General features: G+C 70.3%; 25 protein-coding genes. 12 read left to right on the forward strand and 13 right to left on the reverse strand.

Translation table 11 applies throughout. The features are described from left to right. Nucleotides 1–2: 2 nt before the first annotated feature. Nucleotides 3–1,037 carry an ABC transporter substrate-binding protein gene (locus AB0I69_RS24880; RefSeq protein ID WP_363097869.1) on the reverse strand — a complete coding sequence of 345 codons (1,035 nt, stop codon included), beginning with the start codon at nucleotides 1,035–1,037 and terminating at the stop codon, nucleotides 3–5. Nucleotides 1,038–1,192: 155 nt separating this feature from the next. Here AB0I69_RS24880 and AB0I69_RS24885 point away from each other — a divergent pair, with 155 nt between their 5' ends. Then, nucleotides 1,193–1,951 carry an ABC transporter ATP-binding protein gene (locus tag AB0I69_RS24885; RefSeq protein ID WP_363097870.1) on the forward strand — a complete coding sequence of 253 codons (759 nt, stop codon included), beginning with the start codon at nucleotides 1,193–1,195 and terminating at the stop codon, nucleotides 1,949–1,951. A 141-nt stretch (nucleotides 1,952–2,092) separates the two neighbouring features. On the opposite strand, the gene AB0I69_RS24890 is transcribed toward AB0I69_RS24885, so the two are convergent. Then, on the reverse strand, nucleotides 2,093–2,575 hold the full coding sequence (locus AB0I69_RS24890) for a VOC family protein (protein WP_363097871.1): 483 nt from the start codon (nucleotides 2,573–2,575) through the stop codon (nucleotides 2,093–2,095). 284 nt (nucleotides 2,576–2,859) lie between these two features. Here AB0I69_RS24890 and AB0I69_RS24895 point away from each other — a divergent pair, with 284 nt between their 5' ends. From AB0I69_RS24895 to AB0I69_RS24905, 3 genes are all read left to right on the forward strand, one after another. After that, complete coding sequence (locus AB0I69_RS24895; RefSeq protein WP_363097872.1) at nucleotides 2,860–4,068, forward strand: epoxide hydrolase family protein; 1,209 nt, start codon at nucleotides 2,860–2,862, stop codon at nucleotides 4,066–4,068. 114 nt (nucleotides 4,069–4,182) lie between these two features. Then, nucleotides 4,183–4,836: an ATP-dependent Clp protease proteolytic subunit gene (locus tag AB0I69_RS24900; protein WP_363097873.1), complete on the forward strand. Its 654-nt coding sequence runs from the start codon at nucleotides 4,183–4,185 to the stop codon at nucleotides 4,834–4,836. 1 nt (nucleotide 4,837) lies between these two features. Continuing rightward, on the forward strand, nucleotides 4,838–5,440 hold the full coding sequence (locus tag AB0I69_RS24905) for an ATP-dependent Clp protease proteolytic subunit (protein WP_363097874.1): 603 nt from the start codon (nucleotides 4,838–4,840) through the stop codon (nucleotides 5,438–5,440). Between the two features lie 9 nt (nucleotides 5,441–5,449). On the opposite strand, the gene AB0I69_RS24910 is transcribed toward AB0I69_RS24905, so the two are convergent. Then, a complete protein-coding gene (locus tag AB0I69_RS24910) occupies nucleotides 5,450–5,839 on the reverse strand; it encodes a helix-turn-helix transcriptional regulator (RefSeq protein WP_363097875.1) in 390 nt (129 codons plus the stop codon). An 87-nt stretch (nucleotides 5,840–5,926) separates the two neighbouring features. Here AB0I69_RS24910 and AB0I69_RS24915 point away from each other — a divergent pair, with 87 nt between their 5' ends. Further along, nucleotides 5,927–6,706 (forward strand): class I SAM-dependent methyltransferase, encoded by a 780-nt coding sequence (locus tag AB0I69_RS24915; RefSeq protein ID WP_363097876.1) that lies wholly within the window; start codon nucleotides 5,927–5,929, stop codon nucleotides 6,704–6,706. A 4-nt stretch (nucleotides 6,707–6,710) separates the two neighbouring features. On the opposite strand, the gene AB0I69_RS24920 is transcribed toward AB0I69_RS24915, so the two are convergent. Then, nucleotides 6,711–7,172, reverse strand: coding sequence for an ATP-binding protein (locus tag AB0I69_RS24920; RefSeq protein ID WP_363097877.1), 462 nt, complete (start codon nucleotides 7,170–7,172; stop codon nucleotides 6,711–6,713). A gap of 81 nt (nucleotides 7,173–7,253) precedes the next feature. Continuing rightward, nucleotides 7,254–8,522, reverse strand: a complete 1,269-nt coding sequence (locus tag AB0I69_RS24925; RefSeq protein ID WP_363097878.1) for a DUF6777 domain-containing protein — start codon at nucleotides 8,520–8,522, stop codon at nucleotides 7,254–7,256. Between the two features lie 160 nt (nucleotides 8,523–8,682). Between AB0I69_RS24925 and AB0I69_RS24930 the strand changes: the two genes are divergently transcribed. Then, nucleotides 8,683–9,972, forward strand: a complete 1,290-nt coding sequence (locus AB0I69_RS24930; RefSeq protein ID WP_363097879.1) for a streptophobe family protein — start codon at nucleotides 8,683–8,685, stop codon at nucleotides 9,970–9,972. A gap of 31 nt (nucleotides 9,973–10,003) precedes the next feature. After that, the gene (locus AB0I69_RS24935; protein WP_363097880.1) at nucleotides 10,004–10,486 is read left to right on the forward strand and encodes a nuclear transport factor 2 family protein; all 483 of its coding nucleotides are present in this window, start codon (nucleotides 10,004–10,006) and stop codon (nucleotides 10,484–10,486) included. On the opposite strand, the gene AB0I69_RS24940 is transcribed toward AB0I69_RS24935, so the two are convergent. The 4 genes from AB0I69_RS24940 to AB0I69_RS24955 all read right to left on the reverse strand — a co-directional run bounded on the left by AB0I69_RS24940 (nucleotide 10,483) and on the right by AB0I69_RS24955 (nucleotide 14,835). Further along, nucleotides 10,483–11,460: a serine/threonine-protein kinase gene (locus tag AB0I69_RS24940; RefSeq protein WP_363097881.1), complete on the reverse strand. Its 978-nt coding sequence runs from the start codon at nucleotides 11,458–11,460 to the stop codon at nucleotides 10,483–10,485. The two genes, AB0I69_RS24935 and AB0I69_RS24940, sit on opposite strands and share 4 nt — an antisense overlap. Then, complete coding sequence (locus AB0I69_RS24945; protein WP_363097882.1) at nucleotides 11,450–12,001, reverse strand: hypothetical protein; 552 nt, start codon at nucleotides 11,999–12,001, stop codon at nucleotides 11,450–11,452. Before AB0I69_RS24945 ends, AB0I69_RS24940 begins: the two co-directional genes overlap by 11 nt. An 11-nt stretch (nucleotides 12,002–12,012) precedes the next feature. Further along, nucleotides 12,013–14,352 carry an FHA domain-containing protein gene (locus AB0I69_RS24950; RefSeq protein WP_363097883.1) on the reverse strand — a complete coding sequence of 780 codons (2,340 nt, stop codon included), beginning with the start codon at nucleotides 14,350–14,352 and terminating at the stop codon, nucleotides 12,013–12,015. Between the two features lie 72 nt (nucleotides 14,353–14,424). After that, nucleotides 14,425–14,835 (reverse strand): hypothetical protein, encoded by a 411-nt coding sequence (locus AB0I69_RS24955; protein ID WP_033280890.1) that lies wholly within the window; start codon nucleotides 14,833–14,835, stop codon nucleotides 14,425–14,427. A gap of 389 nt (nucleotides 14,836–15,224) precedes the next feature. On the opposite strand from AB0I69_RS24955, the gene AB0I69_RS24960 reads away from it, so the two are divergent. Both AB0I69_RS24960 and AB0I69_RS24965 read left to right on the forward strand, forming a co-directional pair. Beyond that, nucleotides 15,225–15,626, forward strand: coding sequence for a nuclear transport factor 2 family protein (locus AB0I69_RS24960; RefSeq protein ID WP_363097884.1), 402 nt, complete (start codon nucleotides 15,225–15,227; stop codon nucleotides 15,624–15,626). A 76-nt stretch (nucleotides 15,627–15,702) separates the two neighbouring features. Continuing rightward, nucleotides 15,703–15,990 carry a DUF1905 domain-containing protein gene (locus tag AB0I69_RS24965; RefSeq protein WP_363097885.1) on the forward strand — a complete coding sequence of 96 codons (288 nt, stop codon included), beginning with the start codon at nucleotides 15,703–15,705 and terminating at the stop codon, nucleotides 15,988–15,990. On the opposite strand, the gene AB0I69_RS24970 is transcribed toward AB0I69_RS24965, so the two are convergent. Continuing rightward, nucleotides 15,980–16,909, reverse strand: coding sequence for an AraC family transcriptional regulator (locus tag AB0I69_RS24970; protein WP_363097886.1), 930 nt, complete (start codon nucleotides 16,907–16,909; stop codon nucleotides 15,980–15,982). The genes AB0I69_RS24965 and AB0I69_RS24970 overlap by 11 nt on opposite strands. 104 nt (nucleotides 16,910–17,013) lie before the next feature. On the opposite strand from AB0I69_RS24970, the gene AB0I69_RS24975 reads away from it, so the two are divergent. Beyond that, entirely contained in the window at nucleotides 17,014–18,003 is a 990-nt protein-coding gene (locus AB0I69_RS24975) for an oxidoreductase (protein ID WP_363097887.1), read from the forward strand. Here AB0I69_RS24975 and AB0I69_RS24980 read toward each other — a convergent pair. Next, nucleotides 17,993–18,985 carry an aldo/keto reductase gene (locus AB0I69_RS24980; protein ID WP_363097888.1) on the reverse strand — a complete coding sequence of 331 codons (993 nt, stop codon included), beginning with the start codon at nucleotides 18,983–18,985 and terminating at the stop codon, nucleotides 17,993–17,995. The genes AB0I69_RS24975 and AB0I69_RS24980 overlap by 11 nt on opposite strands. Nucleotides 18,986–19,110: 125 nt before the next feature. Between AB0I69_RS24980 and AB0I69_RS24985 the strand changes: the two genes are divergently transcribed. Both AB0I69_RS24985 and AB0I69_RS24990 read left to right on the forward strand, forming a co-directional pair. Next, entirely contained in the window at nucleotides 19,111–20,001 is an 891-nt protein-coding gene (locus AB0I69_RS24985; RefSeq protein ID WP_363097889.1) for a LysR substrate-binding domain-containing protein, read from the forward strand. A 27-nt stretch (nucleotides 20,002–20,028) separates the two neighbouring features. Then, nucleotides 20,029–20,544 carry a DUF664 domain-containing protein gene (locus tag AB0I69_RS24990; protein WP_363097890.1) on the forward strand — a complete coding sequence of 172 codons (516 nt, stop codon included), beginning with the start codon at nucleotides 20,029–20,031 and terminating at the stop codon, nucleotides 20,542–20,544. On the opposite strand, the gene AB0I69_RS24995 is transcribed toward AB0I69_RS24990, so the two are convergent. Next, nucleotides 20,526–21,596: an adenosine deaminase gene (locus AB0I69_RS24995; RefSeq protein ID WP_363097891.1), complete on the reverse strand. Its 1,071-nt coding sequence runs from the start codon at nucleotides 21,594–21,596 to the stop codon at nucleotides 20,526–20,528. The two genes, AB0I69_RS24990 and AB0I69_RS24995, sit on opposite strands and share 19 nt — an antisense overlap. A 53-nt stretch (nucleotides 21,597–21,649) precedes the next feature. Further along, nucleotides 21,650–22,045, reverse strand: coding sequence for a VOC family protein (locus tag AB0I69_RS25000; RefSeq protein ID WP_363097892.1), 396 nt, complete (start codon nucleotides 22,043–22,045; stop codon nucleotides 21,650–21,652). Nucleotides 22,046–22,382 lie beyond the last annotated feature (337 nt).

The raw sequence follows: 22,382 nt of genomic DNA on the forward strand, positions 1-22,382 counted from the left end.
CGTCAACTCGTCTTCATGGCGGCGAAGTCGACGAGGTCCTGCGGTGTCATGCCTAGCTGGATGACACCGGCGTTCTGCAGGCTGGTGAGGGCCCGCTGCATCCGTGCCTCGGTGATCAGGCCGATGGACGACTCGCCCTCGGCCGTCACGGACGGTGTCATCAGCTTGATCTCCGCGGTCGCGGCCGTGGCGTCCGTCTCCGGGTGCTTGGCGTGCAACAACTTCCCGGCCTCGTCGGGGTGTTGGATCGTGTACTTCAGCCCCTTGAGCAGGGCGGCGCGGAAGCGCTTGACCAGGTCCGGTTTCTTCGCGGCGAGGGAGGCCGTGGTGACCGTCGCGTTGCCGTACAGGTCGGGCAGGTAGGTGCTGTAGGGGAACACCACGACATGCTTCGACCTGGCCTGCACCGTGGCCTTCTCGATGGTGGGCCGACCGATCAGGAACGTGCTGAGCGCGTCGGCCTTTCCGCTCGCGAGGGCCGGGCCCAGCTGGACGGGCTGGACCGCGATCCAGTGGATTCCGGCGGTGTCGATGCCGGCGAGCTTGGCATAGCCGGGGAAGAGCAACTGGTTCACGGAGTTGGCGGCGGCCGCGATCCGCTTGCCCTTGAGGTCCTTCGGGGTGGTGATGCCCGAGCCCTGCATCGCCATGATGGAGACGAGGGTGCGCTGATGGACGGCGAGCACGGCACGGAAGTCGCGGTAGGCGGTGGAGTTCTTGGCGCCCGCAGAAATCATCGCGCCCGTCAGGTCCAAACTCGTGAACTGCGCCTTTCCGGAGGCGAGGGCCTTGAGGTTCTCGCCGGTGGCCTTTCCGAGTTCGATCTGTACGTCGATTCCCGCCTGCCGGAAATAGCCCTTCTGCTCGGCCACCCAGGCGAAGGCGTCCCGTCCCGCCGCGCCGAAGGCGGTGACGTAGGTGATGTGGTCCTTGGCCGAACTCGTGCTCTTGGACGATGAGTTGGAGCCGCAGGCTGCGGCGGCCAGTAGCGTGACCGCGGTACAGAACACCGTCGCTGTGCGGTATGAGCGGATCATGCGACCTCCCCGGAGGGGGAATGGGTGGGGGGACGGCGGCACTCGGTGGGGCTTTATCGCCGGGGTCGCGATCCGGAAAATCGTACGCGCGCATGTCACAATCCAGCAGAGCGATTTTCGGTACTCCGCGCACGGCGGCCGACGGGAGTCGACGCGTGATCCAACTACGGGGTGTGTCCAAGGAGTTCACGCATCGGCGGGGCTCCGTCGAAGCGCTTCAGGGCATCGAACTGGAGGCGGCCGACGGTGAGTTCGTGGCGGTCGTCGGGCGTTCCGGTTGCGGGAAGTCGACGCTGCTGCGGCTGATCGCCGGGCTGGTGCCGCCGACGCGGGGCGAGGTCCTGATGGGCGGCCGTGCCGTCACCGGGCCGCGCCGCAACTGTGCCGTTCTCTTCCAACGGCCGGCGCTGCTGCCATGGCGGTCGGTGCTGGACAACGTGCTGCTGCCTGCGGAGATCTCGGGCGAGCGGCGCGACGGCTCGCGGAAACTGGCACTCGGGCTGATCGAGACAATGGGCCTCGACGGCTTCCAACAACGCCTGCCGCACGAGTTGTCCGGCGGGATGCAGCAGCGGGTGGCGCTGTGCCGGTCGCTCATGCAGCGACCCCGGGTGCTGCTGATGGACGAGCCGTTCTCCGCGCTCGACGCGCTCACCCGGGACGAGTTGTGCGCCGAGTTGCAGCGGACGCACCGCGAGCATCCGTCCACCGTCGTCCTCGTCACGCACTCCGTGGACGAGGCGGTCATGCTCGCCGATCGGGTGGTGGTACTCACGCCCCGCCCCGGCCGGATCCGTACGGTCCTCGACATCACCCTGCCCCGGCCACGCACCCGCGCCAAGCCCGATCAGGCGGAGCAACTGGCCCGCCGGGCAGCGGAGTTGCACGCGCTGCTGTTGGACAGCGAGGACTGACCCCACGGGCAACGCCCGTCTCCCAGTCGGACGGACCGCCGGGGGCTTGGAGCCGGATGGTCGACCTCGGTACCGGCGTCTCGGCCAACATGTTCCTCCCCCCCGATCCGTATCTGCAGGGCGCCGTCGAGGACTTGGCCGTCACTCGCCCGCGTACACCCTCTCCAGCGCGGCGATGTCGAACTTGCCCATCGCCATGAAGGCCTTGGTCACGCGGGCCGCCTTCTCCGGGTCCGCGTCGTTGATCATGTCGATGAGGTGCTCGGGGACGACCTGCCAGGACAGGCCGTACTTGTCCTTGAGCCAGCCGCACGGGCCGGGCTCGCCGCCGCCGTCGAGGAGCTTCGTCCAGTAGTAGTCGATCTCCTCCTGGTCGGCGCAGAAGATCTGGAAGGAGACCGACTCGTTGAACTTGAACTGCGGTCCGCCGTTCAGCGCGACGAACTTCTGGCCGTTGGCCGTGAACTCCACCGCCAGCACCGATCCGGCGGGGCCCGCGCCGCCCTCCACGTTGCGGCCGACACGTCCGATGCTGGAGTTCTTGAAGATCGAGACGTAGTGCTCGGCGGCCTCCTCGGCCTGTCCGTCGAACCAGAGGCAGGTGGTGAATCCGTCGGTGGTCATGAGCTCCTCCATGGGCTCCGGGGGCATCGAACACAGTCATCTGTATCGACCGGTCCGCGCCGCGAAACTCATCGGTCGGCCCGTCGAATAATCCAGGTGGGCGATCCCCGGCCCCGAACCAAGCAGGTCGGGCGAAGTCCGCCGCGGTCCGGCAGCGCCCGAAGGGGCGCGGGGCTGTATCGATGTGCGGCTACCGCCGCGTGGGCGCGACCAGCCACGATGGCGCCGCAGCCGTCAGACGGCACATCGCGGCACTACCAGCGGAGCGCTTAGGCTGCGATTCCATGACGTCCTCGCAGGCAGACAGCGTCCACCCGTTCCGCATCGACATCCCGCAGGCCGACCTCGACGACCTGCACGCCCGCCTCGACCGCACCCGCTGGCCCGACGAGCTGCCCGGCACGGGCTGGGCGTACGGCGTACCGGCCGACTATCTGCGCGAGCTGGTGCGGTACTGGCGGCACGAGTACGACTGGCGTGCGGCCGAGGCCGAGCTGAACACGTGGCCGCAGTTCACCACCACCATCGACGGATCGAACGTCCACTTCGCGCACATCCGCTCCCCGGAACCGGACGCCACCCCGCTGATCATCACGCACGGCTGGCCGGGCTCGATCGTCGAATTCGTCGACATCGTGGGCCTGTTGACCGATCCGGCGGCCCACGGCGGCGATCCCGCCGACGCCTTCCACGTGGTCGTGCCCGGCATCCCGGGCTTCGGGCTGTCCGGGCCACCGGCCGACACCGGCTGGGAGGCGGGCCGGATCGCCGACGCGTGGGCCGAGTTGATGCGGCGGCTCGGCTACGAGCGGTTCGGCGCGCAGGGCGGCGACTGGGGCTCGGCGATCTCCCGCGAGCTGGGCCGCGCCCACCCCGACCGTGTCATCGGCGTCCACCTCAACCTGTTGCCGGGCGCGCAGGCACTCACCGAGCCCACTCCCGAGGAGCTGGCCGCACTCACCCCCGAGGAGCGGGAGGACACCCAGGAGTCCTGGCGCCGCTGGGCCGCGTGGTCGCGCGAGGGCACCGGATACGCCGTCCTCCACGCCACCCGCCCGCAGACCCTGGCGTACGGCCTCACGGACTCGCCGGTCGGCCAACTCGCCTGGATCGTCGAGAAGTTCAGGGAGTGGACCGACTCGGAGGAGCTGCCCGAGGAGGCCGTCGACCGGGACCGGCTGCTCACCAATGTGATGCTGTACTGGCTGACGGGGACGGCCGGTTCGGCCGCCCGCATCTACTACGAGCGGGCCCACGCCACCGGCGCCCGGGCCGCCGCTCCCACCCTCCCGTCCACCGCCCCGACCGCGCTCGCCCTCTTCCCGGCCGAGCTCCAGATCCCGCTCCGCCACAAGGCCGAGCGCACCGAAAACATCGTCCGCTGGACCAAGCTCGACCGGGGCGGCCACTTCGCCGCCATGGAGGAACCGGACCTGCTGGCCGCGGACGTGCGGGCCTTCTTCCGACAGCTGCGCGAGAAGGACGCCAGTTGACCCGTCTGCTCACGGCGAATCTGCTGAAAGCCTAGAAATCCCCAGGCCGGGGCGTTGTCGGCCGACAGTGGAGACAGGTCACGACACCTTCGACACCCTCGACAAGGAGTGCCCATGTCTCCGCTCACGGCCGGTTTCGCACCGGCCCTCATGCCCCGCGCCGAGGAGGGCGACACCCCGTCCTCCCGCTTCGACGACCACCTGGCCGCCCAGCTGCTCGGACAGCGGATCGTCTTCCTCGGCACGCAGGTCGACGAGGTCTCCGCGAACCGGGTCTGCGCCCAGTTGCTGCTGCTGTCCGCGGAGGACCCGCGCACGGACATCAGCCTGTACATCAACAGCCCGGGCGGCTCGGTGACGGCGGGCCTCGCCATCTACGACACGATGCAGCTGATCCCGAACGACGTCTCGACCCTGACCATGGGGTTCGCGGCCAGCATGGGCCAGTTCCTGCTCAGCGTCGGCACCCACGGCAAGCGCTACGCCCTCCCCCACGCGCGGGTCATGATGCACCAGCCGTCGGCGGGCATCGGCGGCACCACCGCCGACATCGAGATCCAGGCGGAGAACCTGGACTTCACGAAGAGGACCGTCGAGCGCCTCATCGCACAGCACACCGGTCAGAGCGAGGAGACCATCTCCCGCGACGGCGACCGCGACCGCTGGTTCACGGCCGAACAAGCCAAGGAGTACGGCATGGTGGACCGGGTCGTCGCCTCGCTGGACGACGTGCGCCCGGCCGCCTCGAAGCGACGGATGGGGCTCTGACATGGGGACGTACACGATTCCGAACGTCGTCGAGCGGACCTCGCAGGGCGAGCGGTCGTACGACGTGTTCAGCCGGCTGCTGTCCGAGCGGATCATCTTCCTCGGCACCGACATCGACGACGGCGTCGCCAACGTCGTCATCGCGCAACTCCTCCATCTGGAGTCGTCGTCGCCGGAGAGCGAGATCGCGATCTACATCAACTCGCCCGGCGGATCGTTCACTTCACTGATGGCGATCTACGACACGATGACGTACGTGCAGGCCCCGATCTCGACGTTCTGCGTCGGTCAGGCCGCGTCGACGGCGGCCGTGCTGCTGGCCGGCGGGGACCCCGGACGGCGGTTCGTCCTGGAGCACGCGCGGGTGCTGCTCGGTCAGCCGGCGAGCGGCGGGCAGCGCGGCATGGTCTCCGATCTCGCCCTCCAGGCCAAGGAGATGGTGCGGATCCGCTCCCAGGTCGAGGAGGTGCTGTCCCGGCACACCCACCACGACATCGCCACGCTGCGCGCCGACATGGACCGCGACAAGGTGTTCACCGCGCCGGAGGCCGTGGCGTACGGCCTGGCCGACGAGGTGGTCAGCCGACGCCTCGGCCCGTCCTGAGCGGCGCCGTCAGGCGGCGACCAGGCACAGCCCGTTGTACGGCGAACTCACCCTGCTCTGACGCCTGTTGCGATGCTGGGTGAATTCGCTCCGGGCCAGCGACAGCAGGTCGCCGAGGTCGAGACCGAGGGCGTGGGCGGCGGCTGCGAGGACCTCCGAGGAGGCCTCCTTGCGGCCCCGCTCCACCTCCGAGAGATACGGCATGGAGATCCGGGCGGCGTCGGCCACGTCCTTCAAGGTGCGTTCCTGGGCGAGGCGTTCGCGTCGTAGGACGTCACCGACCAGGTCGCGCCACAGGGGTTCCTTGGGCGCGGGAACCGTGGGCTCCGGCAGGTGAGGTGCCGGCTCGTGCGGGCGCAGGGGGATCACGCGGGCTTGGTTCGGCGCTTGGTTGCTCACCCCCTCAGACTAAAAGCGTTGGACGTGAGGGCAAGGGATCAGCATTCTGCCCTGGGTGGAATCGCCGATGCGAAGGGTGCGGGAACAGTGCTGCGCGACACGTTCGACGGGGTGGCCGAGAGGTACGACCGGGTCCGGCCCCGGTATCCGCGACCCCTGATCGACGCACTGGCCCGCACCGCCGGCCTCGGCCCGGACAGCCGGGTTCTGGAGATCGCCCCCGGAACCGGTCAACTCACCGTCCCCCTGGCCGAGTTCGGCTGTCGGCTGACCGCCGTGGAGTTGGGGCCGTCGATGGCGGCGGTGGCCCGGCGCAATCTGAGCGCGTTCCCACGGGTGGACGTACAGGTCGCGGACTTCGAGCGGTGGGAGCTGCCGGCCGAGCCGTTCGACCTGGTGGCGGTCGCGACCGCGTACCACTGGCTCGACCCCGGGACGCGCGTGGCGAAAGTCGCGGCCGCATTGCGTCCCGGCGGGACGTTCGCGCTCGTCACCACCCACCATGTGGCGGGCGGCACCCAGGACTTCTTCGACCGGATGCAGCGCTGCTACGAGCGGTGGGATCCGACCACCACGCCGGGATTCAGAAGTCCCACCGAAGACGAATCGGCGACGGACACCGGGGAGTTCGAGCGCTCCGCGCACTTCGAGGACGTCACGGTGTGGCGCGGCGCCCAGGAGATCACGTACACGACCGACGAGTACCTCGATGTCGTGCTCACGTACTCCAACCATCTCGCCCTCGACGAGCCCTCGCGCCACGGCCTCCTGGCGTGCCTCCGGGAGCTGCTGGAGGACCGGTACGGCGGCCGAGTCACCAAGCGGTACCTCCACGAGCTGATCACGGCCACCCGGACCGGGGCATGAAGCCCTAGCCCGCCTCACCGCCCAGGTGCACCACCGCACGCACCCGCTTGCCGACCGGCACCCGCTCGACGGACACCTTGGCGGCCAGGGCGTGCACGATCTCCAGGCCGTGTCGGCCGATGCGCTCCGGGTCCCGGGCGAAGAGCCGGGGCAGGGCGACGCTGCTGTCGCAGACCGACACCGTCACCGCGGCGTCGGTGCCCTCCAGCTCCAGGATGTACGGCCCGTTGCTGTGCCGGTCCGCGTTGGTGACCAACTCGCTCACCACGAGGAGCAGTTCACCGTCGGCCCGGTCGTCGATCGTGGCGCACCACTCGGTCCTGAGCTGCTCCAGGAACTGGTGGGTGAAGTGCCGGGCCGCAGCGATGCAGCCCGGCTCTCCGGTGTAGTGCGCCGCCCGCCTCAGCGGTTCCACGGGCACGTCGAAACGAGTCGGTATCACTACCCCGTCCCGGTGGTCGATCATGCGTGTCTCTCTCGGAAGCAGGCGCCGGACTGATGCTCTCGCACCAGTGCTCGTACCCAGCCCCACGCCCGGCAGTCCCCCCTATGAGAGTGACGGTGAACTCGTCGCCGGGGAAACCGGCGCGCTGAAGGTGGACGCCGAAGTCGACGCGGACGTCGTCGTCGTGTCCGAGGCGACCGATTCGGGAGGGGACGACGAGGCCGAGGAGGCCGCTGACGACTCGGTCGACGGCGGCTCGGAGGACGGCGACTCCGAGCTCGGGGAGGACGAGGACGGCGAGGAGGAGGACGGAGCGCTCGACGTCGGCGGGCACGGGCTCGTGGACGGGCCGGGTGTTCCCGGCGTTCCCGGTGTACCAGGGGCCGAGGAGGCGCACGGCGAAGGGGAGTTGGAGGACGGTGAGGTCGGCGGGGACACGGTCACCGAGGGGCTGGCCGGGTTCACCGGCGGCGGGGTTTTGTGGTCGTGCTTGCCCGTGTCGCCGTGGTGGCGGCCGAACCAGTCGTCGTGGTCGGGGTCGTAGATCACGAAGATGTTGATGATCTGCGGTGCGGGGGTGACCACGACGACGTTCTGCGGCCGGTACGACGACCAGGTGTCGCCGGTCCGCTTCGGGGTGGTCTGCTGGGCGACGGGCGGCGACAGCGGGTTGCCGCAGGCGCAGCGCACGCGGGGCACGCCGTGGCCGTCGACGAGGACGGCGGTGCCCGCCTGGAGGACGGCCTGGTAGCTGGTGGCGACACCGTCGCGGTAGCCGTGGTTGGTGACGCGGGTGTCCATGCGCAGCTGTACGGGGGTGAGTGAGCGCAGATAGGCGGGGACTCCGGCGGGCTGGACGCCGACGACGGACGCGAAGGCCTTTTCCTTCGCCGGGGCCGCCTGGAGGGCCTTGATCTGCTTCTCCACGTCACAGCTGGAGACGTTCTGAGTGCCGCCGTAGAGGCCGGGTGCGCCGCCGTCGACGCCGCGTACCGCGTTCACCGGTTCCGAGGCGGTGGGTGAGGCGGAGACGGGCGGGGCGGAGTTCTCGGTCGCCGTGGAGCCCGTGAACGGATCGGGGCCGGTCTTGGCCGCGGACTGCAGGAAGACCTCGCCCTTGCTCGCCGTGTTGGACGAGCCGCCGTCGGAGCGGGTGAAGACGAGTGCCAGGACGACGGCGGCCACCACGGCGGTGGTGAGGATCGCGACGCGTGGCGCCGACCTCCACCACGGGCGGTGCGGCTCCGGTGCCCCGGCGCCGCCGCTGCCCGAGGGCTGCGAGGGTGGGCCCGAAGGCGGCTGGGAGGGTCCCGACAGCGGGCCGGAGGGCGGTCCTGTGGGGCGGCCTGAAGACGGCGGTTCGACGCTCACGAGCTCTTCTTCCCGACGTGGGCTCTCGCGGCATTTGATGGCTTATGCCGCTTTTATCCACAACGCACCCATTGTGTGCTCCGATCCCGCCCCGCTCGCAAGCCGACGCGGACGGCCCTCCCGGCGGGCGCGCTCCCCGGGCGCTGCTTAGCGTGGCAGCGTGACCCCGCGAACCCCCTCTGACCAGGCAGTCGCCCGCCACGGCTGGCTCCAGGCCCTGAGCACGGTGCTGGCCGGACTGCTCACCATGGGCGTCGTCGCCGCGCTCGGCCTGTGGGCGGCGGGTGCGACGGACCTCCCGGACGGCGCGTTCCCCCGGGTCGTCACGGCAACGGTGGTGACGGCCGTCGGCGGTACCGTGAGACTCGCCGGGAACGCGGGCTCACTGGCCGACACAAAAGCCGCCCTCACCGTCATCCCCCTGTCGGTGACCCTGACCGGCGCCCTGACGACCGCAGCGGGCTTCCTACGGCCCCTGCGGCACCGCGCGGTCGCCTCGGCCGCGGAACTGGCCGGCTGGGCCGCCCGCATCGCCGTCCTGTGGCTGCTCGGCCTGATCGGCCTGGCCCTGGGGGCGCGCCAGAAGTTCTCGATCTCCCTCGGCACCGGAACGCTTGGCGACATCGGCAGCCTGCTCGGTGCCTCCCCCGAGGTCGGCTTCGAGGCGGACGTACCGCAGACGGTGCTGTTCGGACTGCTGTGGCTGGCAGGGGTGTTGGTGTTGGCCCTCCTGGTGTCGCCGGGCGCCCCGTTGCCCGCCCGCCTCCTCCGCTTCCACGCGTCGGTGCGCCCGGCCGCGTACGCCGTGGTCGCCCTGCTGCTCGCGTACGTCGCGCTCGGCGTCGTCATGGCCCTGGTCGTCGCGGTGACACGCGGGTACGCCGCCCAGACCTTCGCGCTGATCCTGCTCGGCATGCCGAACCTGGTCTGGCTCACGCTCACCATCGGCCTGGGTGCCACCTGGAACGGCCGGGTCGACGGCCCGTTCGGCCTGCCCGTCCCGCGCCTCCTGGACGAGGTCCTGCGCACCCCGGACGTCTCCACCCTGAACCTGCACTCGCTCGCCGCCCACGACGGCAGGGTGTGGTGGCTCCTGGTCGCGGACGCGGTCCTGCTGCTGGCCGCCGCGTTCCTGATGGCCGTCCGCTCACCGGCCCGCGTACGCGCCTGGCAGCACGCCGTCCACCTGGGAATCGCCTTCGCCCTGGCAGTCCTCATGATCTGCCTCGTCGGCCGCGTCTCCGCCCACTACGGCCTCTCCCTCCTCGGCATCGGCGACGTGGGCGGCGGCCTGTCCGGAGACCTGTTCCTGAAGCCCCGGCTGTGGTCGGCGGTGGGGCTGGCCGCGCTGTGGGGGTTGGTCGCGGGTTTCCTCGGCGGGTTGCTGGCGAGGCCGGTGCATCGGCGGGGCGAGACCGAAATTCCCGAGCAGCCGCAGCGCCCGGCGTGAGAGTGTGCGCGCAGCCCAGGGAAGGACAGACATGGCGTTGCCTCTCGAAGACCGCCTGGCCATCAGGGAGTTGATCGCACTGCACGGCCACCTGGCCGACGAGGGCGAACTCGACCGCATGGCCGAGGTGTTCACCCCGGACGTCGAGTACGACCTCACCGACTTCGGCCAGGGCACACTCACCGACCTCACCCAATTCGTGGACGCGGCCTTCGCGTTGGGTGCCGGAAACCCCGTCGCGCATCACGTCACCAACGTGGTGGTGGAGGAACTGGCGGACGGCCAGGTCCGGGTGCGGTCGAAGGGGCTGGGCATCAGGGCAGACGGCTCGTGCGGATCGGTGACGTACGTGGACACGGCGGTGCGAGTGGGGTCGGGTTGGCGGATCGCACGTCGCAAGGTCACGGCACGACGCGTACCCCTCAACGGCCTGACGCCGGGGACGGCAGCGCCCCTTTCAGGGGCGCGGGGAACTGCGCGACCAGCCCCCACGAACCCGCAGACGAACCATTAGCCAAGCCGCCTGAACACCGGCTCCGCCCACCGCGGCGGCGCAGGAGGCCGATCGTCTTTCCCCCGGACCACCCTCAGGTCCACCTCGGTCGGCGCATGCCCGGACTCACCCCCGCGCAACTCCGTCACAAACGCCAGACAGGACTCGTACCGATCATCAGGACTCTTCGCCAACGCCTTCGCGAAAACCCCGTCGACATGTCCCGGCAGATCGGACCGGGACTCGCTGACCGCCGGAGGCACGTCGTACTGATGCGCCCACAACAGAGCCATGTCGTCGTCCCGCCGAAACGGCGGCCGCCCCGCCAGACTCTCGTACACAACGCACGCCAGCCCGTACACATCGCACCGCCCGTCGACCGGCCGCCCGGAGATCTGCTCGGGAGCCACGTAGTCGAGCGTGCCCACGAACTGCCCCACGGTCGTGAACCCGGTGAGTGACAGCGACTTCTTCGTCAGACCGAAGTCGGTGAGGTACACGTGCTCCGGGTGGTCGCTGTCGGTGCCGCGGGCCACGAGGATGTTGCCGGGTTTCACGTCCCGGTGGACCAGCCCGTGTTCGTGGGCCGCGTCCAGCGCGGACGCGACCTGCGTGGCGATGCGCACGGCCGTGGGGAGCGCCAACGGACCTTCCCGGTCCAGGAGATGACGCAGATCGCTGCCGGAGACGTAGCGCATCGCGATGTACAGGACGCCGTCCGTCTCGCCCGCCTCGAAGACGGGCACGATGTGCGGGTGGTCGATCGCGGCGGCGACCCGGGACTCGTGGGTGAAGCGTTTGCGGAACGTGTCGTTGCGGGCCAGTTCGGGGGCGAGCAGCTTGAGCGCGACGGTGCGGTCGAGGCGCAGGTCGTGGGCGCGGTAGACGACCGCCATGCCGCCGCGGCCGATCTCGTCCTCGATGCGGTAGCCCGCGATCTGCTGGCCGATCAGCTCGGAGGGACGGCCGGAGAAGAGGCTCGCGTCACGGGCCATCGGGGCTCACGACCTGGGTGGGAGCGTGGCCGGGGTCGGCCGGTTCGGCGTGGGGTCCGTCGTCCGAGGCGTAGGTGCTGAGCCGGGTGCCGTCGCCGTGGACCCAGCGCTCGTGGTCGGAGTCGTAGAGCCAGACGGATTCGCCGTCGACGACCACGCCGATCCGCAGGCCCTTGGTGCGGGCCTCGAAGGACGCGCCGTCCAGGCCACCGCCCGCCAGCTCCTCGACGGCGCTGCGGTAGCGGGCGAGGGCCTGTTCGGCGCGGGCGAGCAGCGGGCGCGGGTCGGCGGTGCGGGTGAGGGGGCCGCCGGCCGCGGGCGGGTCCTGGGAGACGGAGATCAGATGGCGTCCGTCGACCCAGGCGGACCAGCCGTTGGAACAGAGGGCGTGGGCCCAGTCGCCGCGCCGTTCGAGGAGTTGGACCGGGAGCAGGGCGTCGAGCGGCACGGTGGGGCGGGCGGGGTCCGGGGCCTCCCAGGCGGGCATCCCGTGCTCGGGGACGACGTGCGTGGGCCGGAAGCCGGGGGTCGAGGTCGTCATCGTGGCGGCCCCTACTTCCGCATCACGGCGGGTTCGTGCCGCCGCAGCAGCCGGGACACCAGGAAGCCGAAGAGCAGCGACAGTACGACGAGCATGCCCATGTTGAGCAGCCACACCCCGGCCGAGTGCCGGAACATCGGATCGCCGGTCAGCTCGCCCGGCACGATCCGGGCCAGTCCGATGGTGCCGGCCATGCCGCCGAGCGCCCACCGGGAGGGCACCAGCCAGGACAGCTGTTCCAGACCGGGCACGCCGTGCAGCTTCAACAGGGCGCCGCAGAACACCACTTGGACGATGGCAAGCAGCACGAGGAGCGGCATCGTCACCTCCTCCTTGCGCACCGTCGCGGAGACGAGCAGGCCGAGCATCATCGCCGTGAAGGCCAACAGCGCGACGGCCACGGCGATCTCGATGAGCGGGGGCATCAACACCCCTTTGCCGCCGGGCGCGTTGAGGTCGACGCCGAACAGGCCGACAAGGGTCAGCACCACGGCCTGCGCCACGGTGATCGTGCCCAGGACGACGACCTTGGACAGCAGGTACGCCGATCTGGACAGGCCGACGGCTCGCTCGCGCCGGTAGATGGCGCGTTCCTTGACGAGTTCGCGCACGGCGTTGGCCGCGCCGGTCAGCACGCCGCCGACGCACAGGATGAGCAACGCGTTCATCGCCGTCTCCTGCGTCAGCTTGCTCCCGGCCAGCGCGCGGGCCATCGCACCCATCACGAACGGCAGCGCGATCATGATGGCGAGGAAGGTCCGATCGGCGCCGAGGGCCGCGGTGTAGCGGCGGACCAGGGTGCCGAGCTGTGCGCCACGGCTGCGGGGCCGGGGCGGTGGAGCCACGGCGACCGGGCCCGAGCCGACCTGGTGGGGCTGCGCGGTCGAGTTGCGGATGTACTGGCGTTGGAAGGGCGATTCCCTGAACTCCCCTGCCCAGTCCCGGTCCTGGTCCCGCTCGAAGGCCTCGAACGCCTCCGGCCAGTGCTCGAATCCGAAGAAGGCGAGGGCGTCGGCGGGCGGCCCGTAGTAGGCGACCTTGCCGCCGGGCGCGAGCACGAGGAGTCGGTCGCACACGTCGAGGCTGAGGACGCTGTGGGTGACGACGATGACGGTGCGGCCGTCGTCGGCGAGGCCGCGCAGCATGTGCATCACCGAGCGGTCCATGCCCGGGTCGAGGCCGGAGGTCGGTTCGTCGAGGAAGAGCAGCGACGGCTTGGTCAGCAGTTCGAGGGCCACGCTGACCCGCTTGCGCTGGCCGCCGGAGAGGCTGTGCACGGGCTGCCCGGCACGCTGTTCCAGGCCCAGTTCCCGTACGACCTCGTCGACCCTGGCCCGCCGTTCGGCCTTCGCCGTGTCCTGCGGGAAGCGCAGCTCGGCCGCGTAGGACAGGGCGCTGTGCACGGTCAGCTGGGCGTGCAGGATGTCGTCCTGCGGGACGAGGCCGATGCGCTGGCGCAGCTCGGCGTAGTCGCGGTAGAGGTCTCGGCCGTCGTACAGGACGGTGCCGCGGTCGGCGGGGCGCTGGCCGGTGAGCGCGTTCAGCAAGGTGGACTTTCCGGCGCCGCTGGGTCCGACGACGGCGAGCAGACATTTCTCGCCGACCGGGAACGACACCTGGTCGAGGAGAATCTTGCGCCCGCGGTCGACAGCGACGGTGAGGTCCTGTACGTCGAGGGAGACCTCGCCGGTGTCGACGTACTCCTGCAGCTGGTCGCCGACGAGACAGAACGCGGAGTGCCCGATGCCGACGATGTCCCCCGGCCCGACCGGGGCGCGGGCGACGGGCTGGCCGTTGAGGTAGGTGCCGTTGTGGCTGCCGAGGTCGACGATCTCGTACGTCCCGTCGGGCACGGCCCGTAGTTCGGCGTGGCGGCGGGAGACGATCAGGTCGTCGACGACGAGGTCGTTGTCGCCGGCCCGGCCGATACGGACCGTGCGGCTGGGCAGCGGTCGTACGGTGGTCGGCTGACGGAAGGTGCCGGTGAAGGCGGGCATGGACACGGCCGAGGGACGTTCCGGGGCCGGGGCGGGACGGTCGGCCAGGACGGCGCACGGGCCGTCGGCCGGATTGCCGAAGCGGATCACGCTCCCCGGGCCGACGCCCCAGGCGTGGACGCGGCGGCCGTCGGCGTAGGTGCCGTTCGTGCTGTGCTCGTCCTCCAGCGTCCAGTGGCCGGCGTCGGGCCGCAGAACCGCGTGGTGCCACGAGACCCGGGCGTCGTCGATGACGATGTCGCTGAGCGGATCGCGGCCTACGTGGTAGTCGCGGCCCGGGGTCATGACCGTGGAGCCCGACTCCGTCTTCAGGAGGAGTTCGGGCGCAGTCGGCGCGATCGGCCGCTCTGGCATACCCCGAATTCTACCGATCCGTTCACCCGTGCGCCCGGTCAGCGGTCAGGGGTGTGCGGTGAGCGACACGTGTCAGGCGACAGGGACGACCAGTGCCGGCACGGTCCGCTGCATCCGGAGGGCGTCGACCGACTCGGCGAGCAGCTCGTACTCGGTCGTCTCGTCGCTGATGGCGATCTGCACCAGCCGGCCGGCCGCCAACTCGTAGGCGACCTGCTCCTGTTGGCCGACGTCACGCGACCAGGTGCGTAACGCCCGGGGCACGTCCGGGGCCGTGTCGGAAACCGGTACCAGGGCACCCCTGGGGAAGCGCGGGTTCTCCGGTTGCGGGTCGAGCCGGTCGGCCATCCAGACCGCCCGGTCCCGTAACCACCACAAGGCGAGTGCCAGAGTCGGCGCACGGTAGGTTCCCAGAGGCACCCCGACGCGCTGTCCGCCGCAGGTACCGTACGCGGTGACATGGCACAGGAATTCGTCGTGCACGATCACTCCCCCGTCGCGTGTCGATTGCCGGTCGGGCCTCGCTTTCCATGCGGCTCTGATGGCGGCTCGGGTGGCTCAGGTGGTGCGCACGATGGCGGATTTGCCTCGTGAAGCTATGCCCTGGCATTCGGGAAGTTATGCCCTAGCAGACGAGTATGTTCACTCCTGAAACACTGTCACCACGACTTTTTAGCCAGTCTCTTGGCATATTCACAGCCCCCTTTGGCCGAAAAGCTTCGGAGCCCCTTCTGCGGTGATCTCCCGCCGCCATTACCCGAGGGGTAATCGACGCTTCTCGCGGGCCCCGGCATGGTGGAGGCACCGGGTCGGCACGCATCGGGATCCGGGCCCTGACCAGTACGAACGACCTCGATGGAGGCTGATTCACCATGCCCGCGAACACCGACCGATACGAGAGTGCCGTCGCCCGCTACTTCGAGGCCTGGAACGCGGGCGACCCGGAGGCGCTGGCGAAGGCGGTCGCCGCCGCCTGGTCCGTCGAGGGTACGTACACCGACCCGCTGGCGACAGTCACCGGCCACACGGAGATCGCGGGCCTGATCGCCGGGGCGCACGAGCAGTTCCCGGGGTTCGCCTTCCGTCCGCTGGGCGCCGTCGACGGGCATCACAACACCGCGCGCTTCTCTTGGGAGTTGGTGAGTGAGGCTGAGGGCACCCCCTCTGGGGGAGGCTCGGCGCCCGTCGCCGGGTTCGACGTGATCACGCTCGACGCGGACGGTCGTATCCGCTCCGTGCTCGGTTTCCTCGACCGGGTGCCCGCCGGGGCCTGAGGCCGGCGTCCGCGATGAGTTTCCCCGCTCGGGGCGGTCCCTTCTACGACAGGTCACCCCGAGCGGAGGACGCACCATGAGCACCGGCACCCCTTTGAACGAGGAATTCACCGCCGAATTGATCAAAAGCCCGAACGACAGCGGCTGGACCTATCTCGTCTGGCCCGATTCCGTCGCTTTCTTCGGCACCCGCGGTCTGGTCAAGGTCCGCGGCACGATCGACGGACACCCTTTCCGCAGTTCGTTCATGGCCCTCGGGGACGGTATGCACAAACTCCCCGTGAAAGCCGATCTTCGAAAGGCCATCGAAAAGGGCGAGGGGGACAAAGTCACCGTGCGGCTCGAAGAGCGGCTCAGCTCCTAGCGGCGGCCTCTTCGCGGTACCGCCGCGGCGCCACCCCGACCGTCCGCTTGAAGGCGTTGCTGAAGGCGCTCTCGGAGGTGTAGCCGACGGAACGGGCCAGCGCGCCGACCGGGGCGGCGTCCTGCCGGAGGGCCCGGGCGGCAAGATTCATCCGCCAGTTGAGCAGGTAGGTCAGGGGCGGCACACCGGCCGCCTCCTTGAACCGCACGGCGAACGTGGTGCGGGACATCGCCGCCGCCCGGGCCAGCTCCTCCAGCTGCCAGGGGTGGGCCGGGTCGCCGTGCATCAGGCGCAGGGCGGGGGCGAGCCGCTCGTCGGCGAGGGCGCGCAGCCAGCCGGGCGGCAGCCCGTCCGACTCGACCAGACAGACCCGCAGCACCTGGACGAACATCAGCTGCGCGAGCTGCGCCGAGACGAACTCGACCCCGGCCCGGCGCGTGCGCATCTCGGCCGCCAACTGTCCGATGAGCCACCGCAGTACACCGGCCTCGGGCGAGTCGGCCCGCACGTGGACGAGTTCCGGCAGCGCCCGGCGCAGCAGGTCGCCGCGGTCCCGGCTCAGGTCGATGTGCCCGGACACGCAGGCGACGTCCACCGCCTCGCCCTGCCCGAGCCGCCCCATCCGGGTCGCCGGGTCCATGACGACGTCCGCGGAGTCGGTCGGCTCGACGCCGGGCCGGCTGCACAGCGTGTACGGCTGGCCGCCGTCGGAGATCACGACGTCCCCCTCGGCGAGACGCAGGGGTTCGCCGCCGCCGTCCCGGACCAGCAGACAGCTGCCCTGCACCACCGCGTTCACCTTCAGCCGGTCGCGTCCGCGCAGCTGGATGGCCCAGTCACCGCCAGCCGTGAACCCGCCGGAGAACACACTGCGGGCGTCGGCGACGGCGAGGGCATCGGACAGGGGATCCACGGTCATGCTCGAACTATCACGCAAGTAATGCGGATTTTCAATTATTCATCGTACGGATCGGCCGACCTACGGTGGTCTCAACAGCTCAAGCTGACGAGGAGAGAGCAGACATGACCACCACCGCACAGCAGCCCCTGAATTCCGGCTTCGGCGCCCCGTCCACCGCCGAAGAGGTGATCAAGGGCATCGACCTGACCGGCAAGGTCGCGATCGTCACGGGCGGCTACTCCGGCATCGGCCTGGAGACGGCTCGGGTACTGCACGGCGCGGGCGCCCAGATCGTCGTACCGGCGAGGGACGTGGAGCGGGCCAGGACGGCGCTCGCGGTCCTCCCCGGAACCGAGGTCGAGTACATGGACCTGCTGGACCCGGCGTCGCTCGACGCCTTCGCGGAGAAGTTCCTGGCCTCCGGGCGTCCGCTGCACCTTCTGGTGAACAACGCCGGGATCATGGCGACGCCGCTGGCGCGGGACGCGCGCGGCTACGAGGCGCAGTTCGCCGCCAACCACCTCGGGCACTTCCAGCTGACCACCCGGCTGTGGCCCGCGTTGGTCGCCGCGAACGGCGCGCGAGTCGTGGTGCTGTCGTCGCGGGGCATCCGCTTCGCCGGCGTCGACTTCGACGACCTGCAGTTCGAGCACCGGACCTACGAGCCGTTCCTCGCCTACGGCCAGTCCAAGACGGCCAACGCTCTGTTCGCCGTCGAGGTGGACCGGCGCGGACAGGCGCAGGGCATCCGGGCCTTCGCCGTGCACCCGGGCCTGATCATCGACACCGGCCTGGCCAAGCACATCGACCCGGCGATGCTCCAGGCCGCGGGCGCGCTCGACGGCGAAGGCAAGCCCGTCCGTGACCCCGAGCGCCAGATGAAGACCGTGCAGCAGGGCGCGGCCACCAGCGTCTGGTGCGCGACCAGCCCGCAACTCGACGGTCTCGGCGGGGTCTACTGCGAGAACGTCGACATCAGCCCGCTGGTCGCCCCCGAGAACGAGGCCGCCTGGTACGCCGGGGAGAACACCCCGGGCGTGCTGCCCTACGCCGTCGACCCAGAGGCGGCCGCCCGCCTCTGGGAGGTCAGCGAGCGGCTCGTTACGGCCTGACGATCGCGTCGATGCGGGCCAGTTCGTCGGCGTCGAAGTCCAGGTTGCGGGTGGCCGCGACGCTGTCCTCGATCTGTTGCGGGCTGCTCGCGCCGACCAGCGCGGAGGTCACCCGGCCACCGCGCAGCACCCAGGCGAGGGCGAGCTGGGCCAGCGTCTGACCGCGTCCCTTGGCGATGTCGTCGAGGGCGCGGAGCTGCCCCACCAGGTCCTCGGTGACCGCGTCGGAGTTCAGGAACGGGCTGTCGCTCGCCGCCCGGGAACCCTCCGGGATGCCGTCGAGGTAGCGGGAGCTGAGCAGCCCCTGCTCCAGCGGGGAGAAGACGATCGAGCCGACCTGGAGCTCGTCGAGGGCGTCGAGCAGGCCCTCGTCCTCGGGGCGGCGGTCGAGCATCGAGTAGCGCGGCTGGTGGATGAGGAGCGGGGTGCCAAGGTCGCCGAGGATCCTGGCGGCCTGACGGGTCTGCTCCGCCGAGTAGTTGGAGATGCCGACGTAGAGCGCCTTGCCCTGCTGGACCGCGGAGTGCAAGGCGCCCATCGTCTCCTCCAGGGGAGTCTCCGGGTCCGGGCGGTGCGAGTAGAAGATGTCGACGTAGTCCAGGCCCATGCGCGTCAGGCTCTGGTCCAGCGAGGACAGCACGTACTTCCGCGAACCCCACTCGCCGTAGGGGCCGGGCCACATCAGATAGCCGGCCTTGGTGGAGATCACCAGCTCGTCGCGGTACGACCCGAAGTCCGCCTTCAGCGCCTCACCGAGGGCGGACTCGGCGGCGCCGGGCGGCGGGCCGTAGTTGTTGGCCAGGTCGAAGTGGGTGACGCCGAGGTCGAAGGCGCGGCGCAGGATGGCGCGCTGGGTGTCGACGGGGCGGTCGGGTCCGAAGTTGTGCCACAGGCCGAGCGAGATCGCGGGCAGCTTCAGACCGCTGCGTCCGGTGCGCCGGTAGGGCAGGTCCGCGTAGCGGTCGGGGTGTGCGGTGTACAACGCGACTCCAGAGGGGTTGGTACACGGGATACCGGTTCCAGGGAACCGCTCTCCACTCTGTCCGACCTGCGGGCAGTGGTCCAACAGAAGAATCCGATGGAATTCAGCGGCTACGCTTCTCAATCATGGAACTGCGCCATCTCCAGCATTTCATCGCCGTAGCCGAGGACCACCACTTCACGCGGGCGGCCGAGCGGCTGATGGTGTCCCAGTCGGGTCTGTCGGCGTCGATCCGCGCCCTGGAGCGGGAGTTGCAGACCCCGTTGTTCGTGCGCACCACCCGCCGGGTCACGCTCACGGAGGCCGGCCGGGCGCTGCTCGGCGAGGCGGAACGCATTCTGGCGCAGGTGCGGTCGGCGCACGAGGCGGTGGCCGCGGTGCAGGGCGTGCTGCGCGGGACGCTGTCGCTGGGCACCGAGCAGTGCATCGCCGGGGTGCATGTTGCAGGGCTGCTCGCCGCGTTCCGGCGCCGGCATCCCGACGTGGAGATCCGGCTGCGGCAGGCGGGTTCCGGCGCGCTGGCGGAGGAGGTCGCGGCCGGTCGCCTCGACCTGGCCTTCGCCTACCGCACCCAGGCGGACACCGACCAGCTCCGTTCCGTATCGCTGACCAGCGAGCCGATGACCGTGCTGTGCCATCCCAGCCACCGGCTCGCGGAGACCGGCGCGGCGGTCACTCCGGACGACCTCGGTGGCGAGGTCTTCGTCGACTTCCACCCGGACTGGGCCTCGCGCCGCACCACGGACGCCGTCTTCGCGGCGGCGGGCGTACGGCGGACGGTCACGCTGGAGGTCAACGACGTGCACAGCCTCCTCGACCTGGTCGACGAGAACCTCGGCATCGCGGTGGTCCCCCAGCATTTCCGCCACAAGCACGAGGCACTCACCGCGCTCCCCCTCAAGGGGACCGGCGAGGAGGTGTACGAGACGGTGGCCCTGCTGCCGCCTCCCCAGGCGACCAGTCCGGCGGCCCGGGCGCTGATGGCTCTGCTCGAATCCGGGGCTCCGGCCGCATGACGGAGGGCGATGCGCGATGGTGGTCGTATGCATGCCAACGACATCCTCATTGACGCGTACGGCCGTATCCAGGAAGAAGTCCATGCCGCCGTCGACGGCCTGACACCGGACCAACTGCACGCGCGCGTGGCCGCCGACGCCAACTCCATCGCCTGGCTCATCTGGCATCTCGCCCGGGTCCAGGACGACCATGTCGCCGACGCCGCCGGCCTCGACCAGGTGTGGCTCACCCAGGGCTGGGAGAAGCGCTTCGGGCTCGATCTGCCGCCCCGGGACATCGGATACGGCCACACTTCCGCGAAGGTCGCCAAGGTACGGGTCGAGTCGGCCGGACAGCTGACCGGGTACTACGACGCCGTGCACGAGCAGTCGCTGGAGTATCTGCGCGGGCTTGCCCCGGAGGACTACGAGCGGATCGTGGACGAGCGCTGGGATCCGCCGGTCACTTTGGGCGTACGGCTGGTCAGCGTCCTGTCCGACGATCTGCAGCACGTCGGACAGGCCGCGTATGTACGCGGGTTGCTTCAGAGCGCGGAGGCGTAACCCGGCAGGACGACGTCCTCGATGAGGGCCTTGCGCTCGTCGTACGGGATGAACGCGCTCTTCAGGGCGTTCACCGTGACCGTGCGCAGGTCCTCGACCGTCCAGCCCGCTTCGTCCACCAGGAGGGACATCTCGCGCGTCATCGTCGTACCGGAAACCAGGCGGTTGTCGGTGTTGAGGGTGACGCGGAAGCCGAGGTCCTTCAGGGCGGTGATGGGGTGCTCGGCGATCGAACTGGCCGCGCCCGTCTGGAGGTTGGACGTCGGGCACATCTCCAGGGCGATACGGCGGTCGCGGACCCAGCCGGCCAGGCGGCCGAGCTTGCCGTCGACGATGTCCTCGGTGATGCGGACGCCGTGCCCGATGCGCTGGGCACCGCACACCTGGAGGGCCTGGTGGATGCTGGGCAGGCCGTGCGCCTCGCCGGCGTGGATGGTGAACGGGACGCTCTCGCGGCGCAGGTGCTCGAAGGCGGCGAGGTGGTCGGCGGGCGGGAAACCGTCCTCGGCACCGGCGATGTCGAAGCCGACGACACCGGCGTCCCGGAAGGCCACCGCGAGGTCGGCGGCCTCGCCGACCCGGTCGAACATCCGCATCCCGCACAGCAACGTCCGTACCTGAACCGGTGTCCCTGCTGCCGCGGCCTTGGCCATACCGGCCGCGAGCCCCTCCTGGACGGTCTCGACGACTTCGGCAAGCGCAAGCCCGCCGTTGGTGTTCAGCTCGGGGGCGTAGCGCACCTCTCCGTAGACGACACCGTCGGCGGCCAGGTCGAGGACGTACTCCTCGGCGGTGCGCAGCAGGCCCTCGCGGTTCTGCATCACGGCGAGGGTGTGCTCGAAGGTGGCGATGTAGCGCACCAGGTCACCGGAGTTGGCGGCGTCGAAGTACCAGGCGGCGAGCTCGTCCGGGTCGGTGGTGGGCAGGGTGTGCCCGACCGCTTCCGCCAGCTCCACCACGGTGGCGGGGCGCAGACCGCCGTCGAGGTGGTCGTGCAGCACGGCCTTGGGGAGCCGGCGGAGGGTGTCGGCGTCTATGCGCGTAGATGACATGTGCGGTCGTTCCTCGGTCGTCGTTCGGTGAGCGGAGTGAGGGGTGCGGCGGGTCAGGCGGCGGGCTGGAGCAGGTCCCAGCGGTTTCCGTACAGGTCCTGGAAGACGGCGACCGAGCCGTACGGCTCATGGCGCGGCTCCTCCAGGAAGGTCACGCCCGCGGCGAGCATGCGGGCGTGGTCGCGGGCGAAGTCCTCGGTGTGCAGGAAGAAGCCCACACGTCCACCGGTCTGGTCGCCGACCCGGTCACGCTGGTCCTCGCCCTTGGCGCGGGCGAGCAGCAGCCCGGTACCGAAGTCGTCGGCGCCCGGCGGAGTCACGACGACCCAGCGGGAGCCGTCGGGGCGGGCCGCGTCCTCGACGAGCCGGAAGCCGAGGGCTTCGGTGTAGAAACGGATCGCCTCGTCGTAGTCGTCGACGACGAGGGTGACCAGGGCGATACGGCTCATCGGGGGGTCTCCGTGCGGTTCCGTTCGATGGGATTGACGGGTGAGGTTATACGTAAAACTTCGTGCGCGCCAGTCGGTTTCGGAGAGGCTCCAGGAGGGATGGGCGGGGCGAGCGGTCGGGCGGGGCGGGGACTTGCGAGCGACTGGACGAATATGCAGGTCAGTGGGTTGCCGGGGGTGACGGGCGCGGGTTGTCGGCTCGGCGGGCGGACGGACGTGCGCGCTGGCGGCTGACGGCTGGCGGCTGGCGGCTGGCGGCTGGCGGCTGGCGGCTGGCGGCTGGCGGCTGGCGGCTGGCGGCTGGCGGCTGGCGGCTGGCGGCTGGCGGCTGGCGGCT

The sequence above is a fragment of the Streptomyces sp. NPDC050508 genome, from assembly GCF_040655155.1.
Lineage (GTDB): Bacteria > Actinomycetota > Actinomycetes > Streptomycetales > Streptomycetaceae > Streptomyces.

Coding starts and splice junctions, on each gene's coding strand:
- AB0I69_RS24880 (WP_363097869.1), bottom strand. CDS start 1,037: ATGATCCGCTCATACCGCACAGCGACGGTGTTCTGTACCGCGGTCACG.
- AB0I69_RS24890 (WP_363097871.1), bottom strand. CDS start 2,575: ATGACCACCGACGGATTCACCACCTGCCTCTGGTTCGACGGACAGGCC.
- AB0I69_RS24895 (WP_363097872.1), top strand. CDS start 2,860: ATGACGTCCTCGCAGGCAGACAGCGTCCACCCGTTCCGCATCGACATC.
- AB0I69_RS24900 (WP_363097873.1), top strand. CDS start 4,183: ATGTCTCCGCTCACGGCCGGTTTCGCACCGGCCCTCATGCCCCGCGCC.
- AB0I69_RS24905 (WP_363097874.1), top strand. CDS start 4,838: ATGGGGACGTACACGATTCCGAACGTCGTCGAGCGGACCTCGCAGGGC.
- AB0I69_RS24920 (WP_363097877.1), bottom strand. CDS start 7,172: ATGATCGACCACCGGGACGGGGTAGTGATACCGACTCGTTTCGACGTG.
- AB0I69_RS24935 (WP_363097880.1), top strand. CDS start 10,004: ATGGCGTTGCCTCTCGAAGACCGCCTGGCCATCAGGGAGTTGATCGCA.
- AB0I69_RS24940 (WP_363097881.1), bottom strand. CDS start 11,460: ATGGCCCGTGACGCGAGCCTCTTCTCCGGCCGTCCCTCCGAGCTGATC.
- AB0I69_RS24945 (WP_363097882.1), bottom strand. CDS start 12,001: ATGACGACCTCGACCCCCGGCTTCCGGCCCACGCACGTCGTCCCCGAG.
- AB0I69_RS24950 (WP_363097883.1), bottom strand. CDS start 14,352: ATGCCAGAGCGGCCGATCGCGCCGACTGCGCCCGAACTCCTCCTGAAG.
- AB0I69_RS24960 (WP_363097884.1), top strand. CDS start 15,225: ATGCCCGCGAACACCGACCGATACGAGAGTGCCGTCGCCCGCTACTTC.
- AB0I69_RS24965 (WP_363097885.1), top strand. CDS start 15,703: ATGAGCACCGGCACCCCTTTGAACGAGGAATTCACCGCCGAATTGATC.
- AB0I69_RS24970 (WP_363097886.1), bottom strand. CDS start 16,909: ATGACCGTGGATCCCCTGTCCGATGCCCTCGCCGTCGCCGACGCCCGC.
- AB0I69_RS24975 (WP_363097887.1), top strand. CDS start 17,014: ATGACCACCACCGCACAGCAGCCCCTGAATTCCGGCTTCGGCGCCCCG.
- AB0I69_RS24985 (WP_363097889.1), top strand. CDS start 19,111: ATGGAACTGCGCCATCTCCAGCATTTCATCGCCGTAGCCGAGGACCAC.
- AB0I69_RS24990 (WP_363097890.1), top strand. CDS start 20,029: ATGCATGCCAACGACATCCTCATTGACGCGTACGGCCGTATCCAGGAA.
- AB0I69_RS24995 (WP_363097891.1), bottom strand. CDS start 21,596: ATGTCATCTACGCGCATAGACGCCGACACCCTCCGCCGGCTCCCCAAG.
- AB0I69_RS25000 (WP_363097892.1), bottom strand. CDS start 22,045: ATGAGCCGTATCGCCCTGGTCACCCTCGTCGTCGACGACTACGACGAG.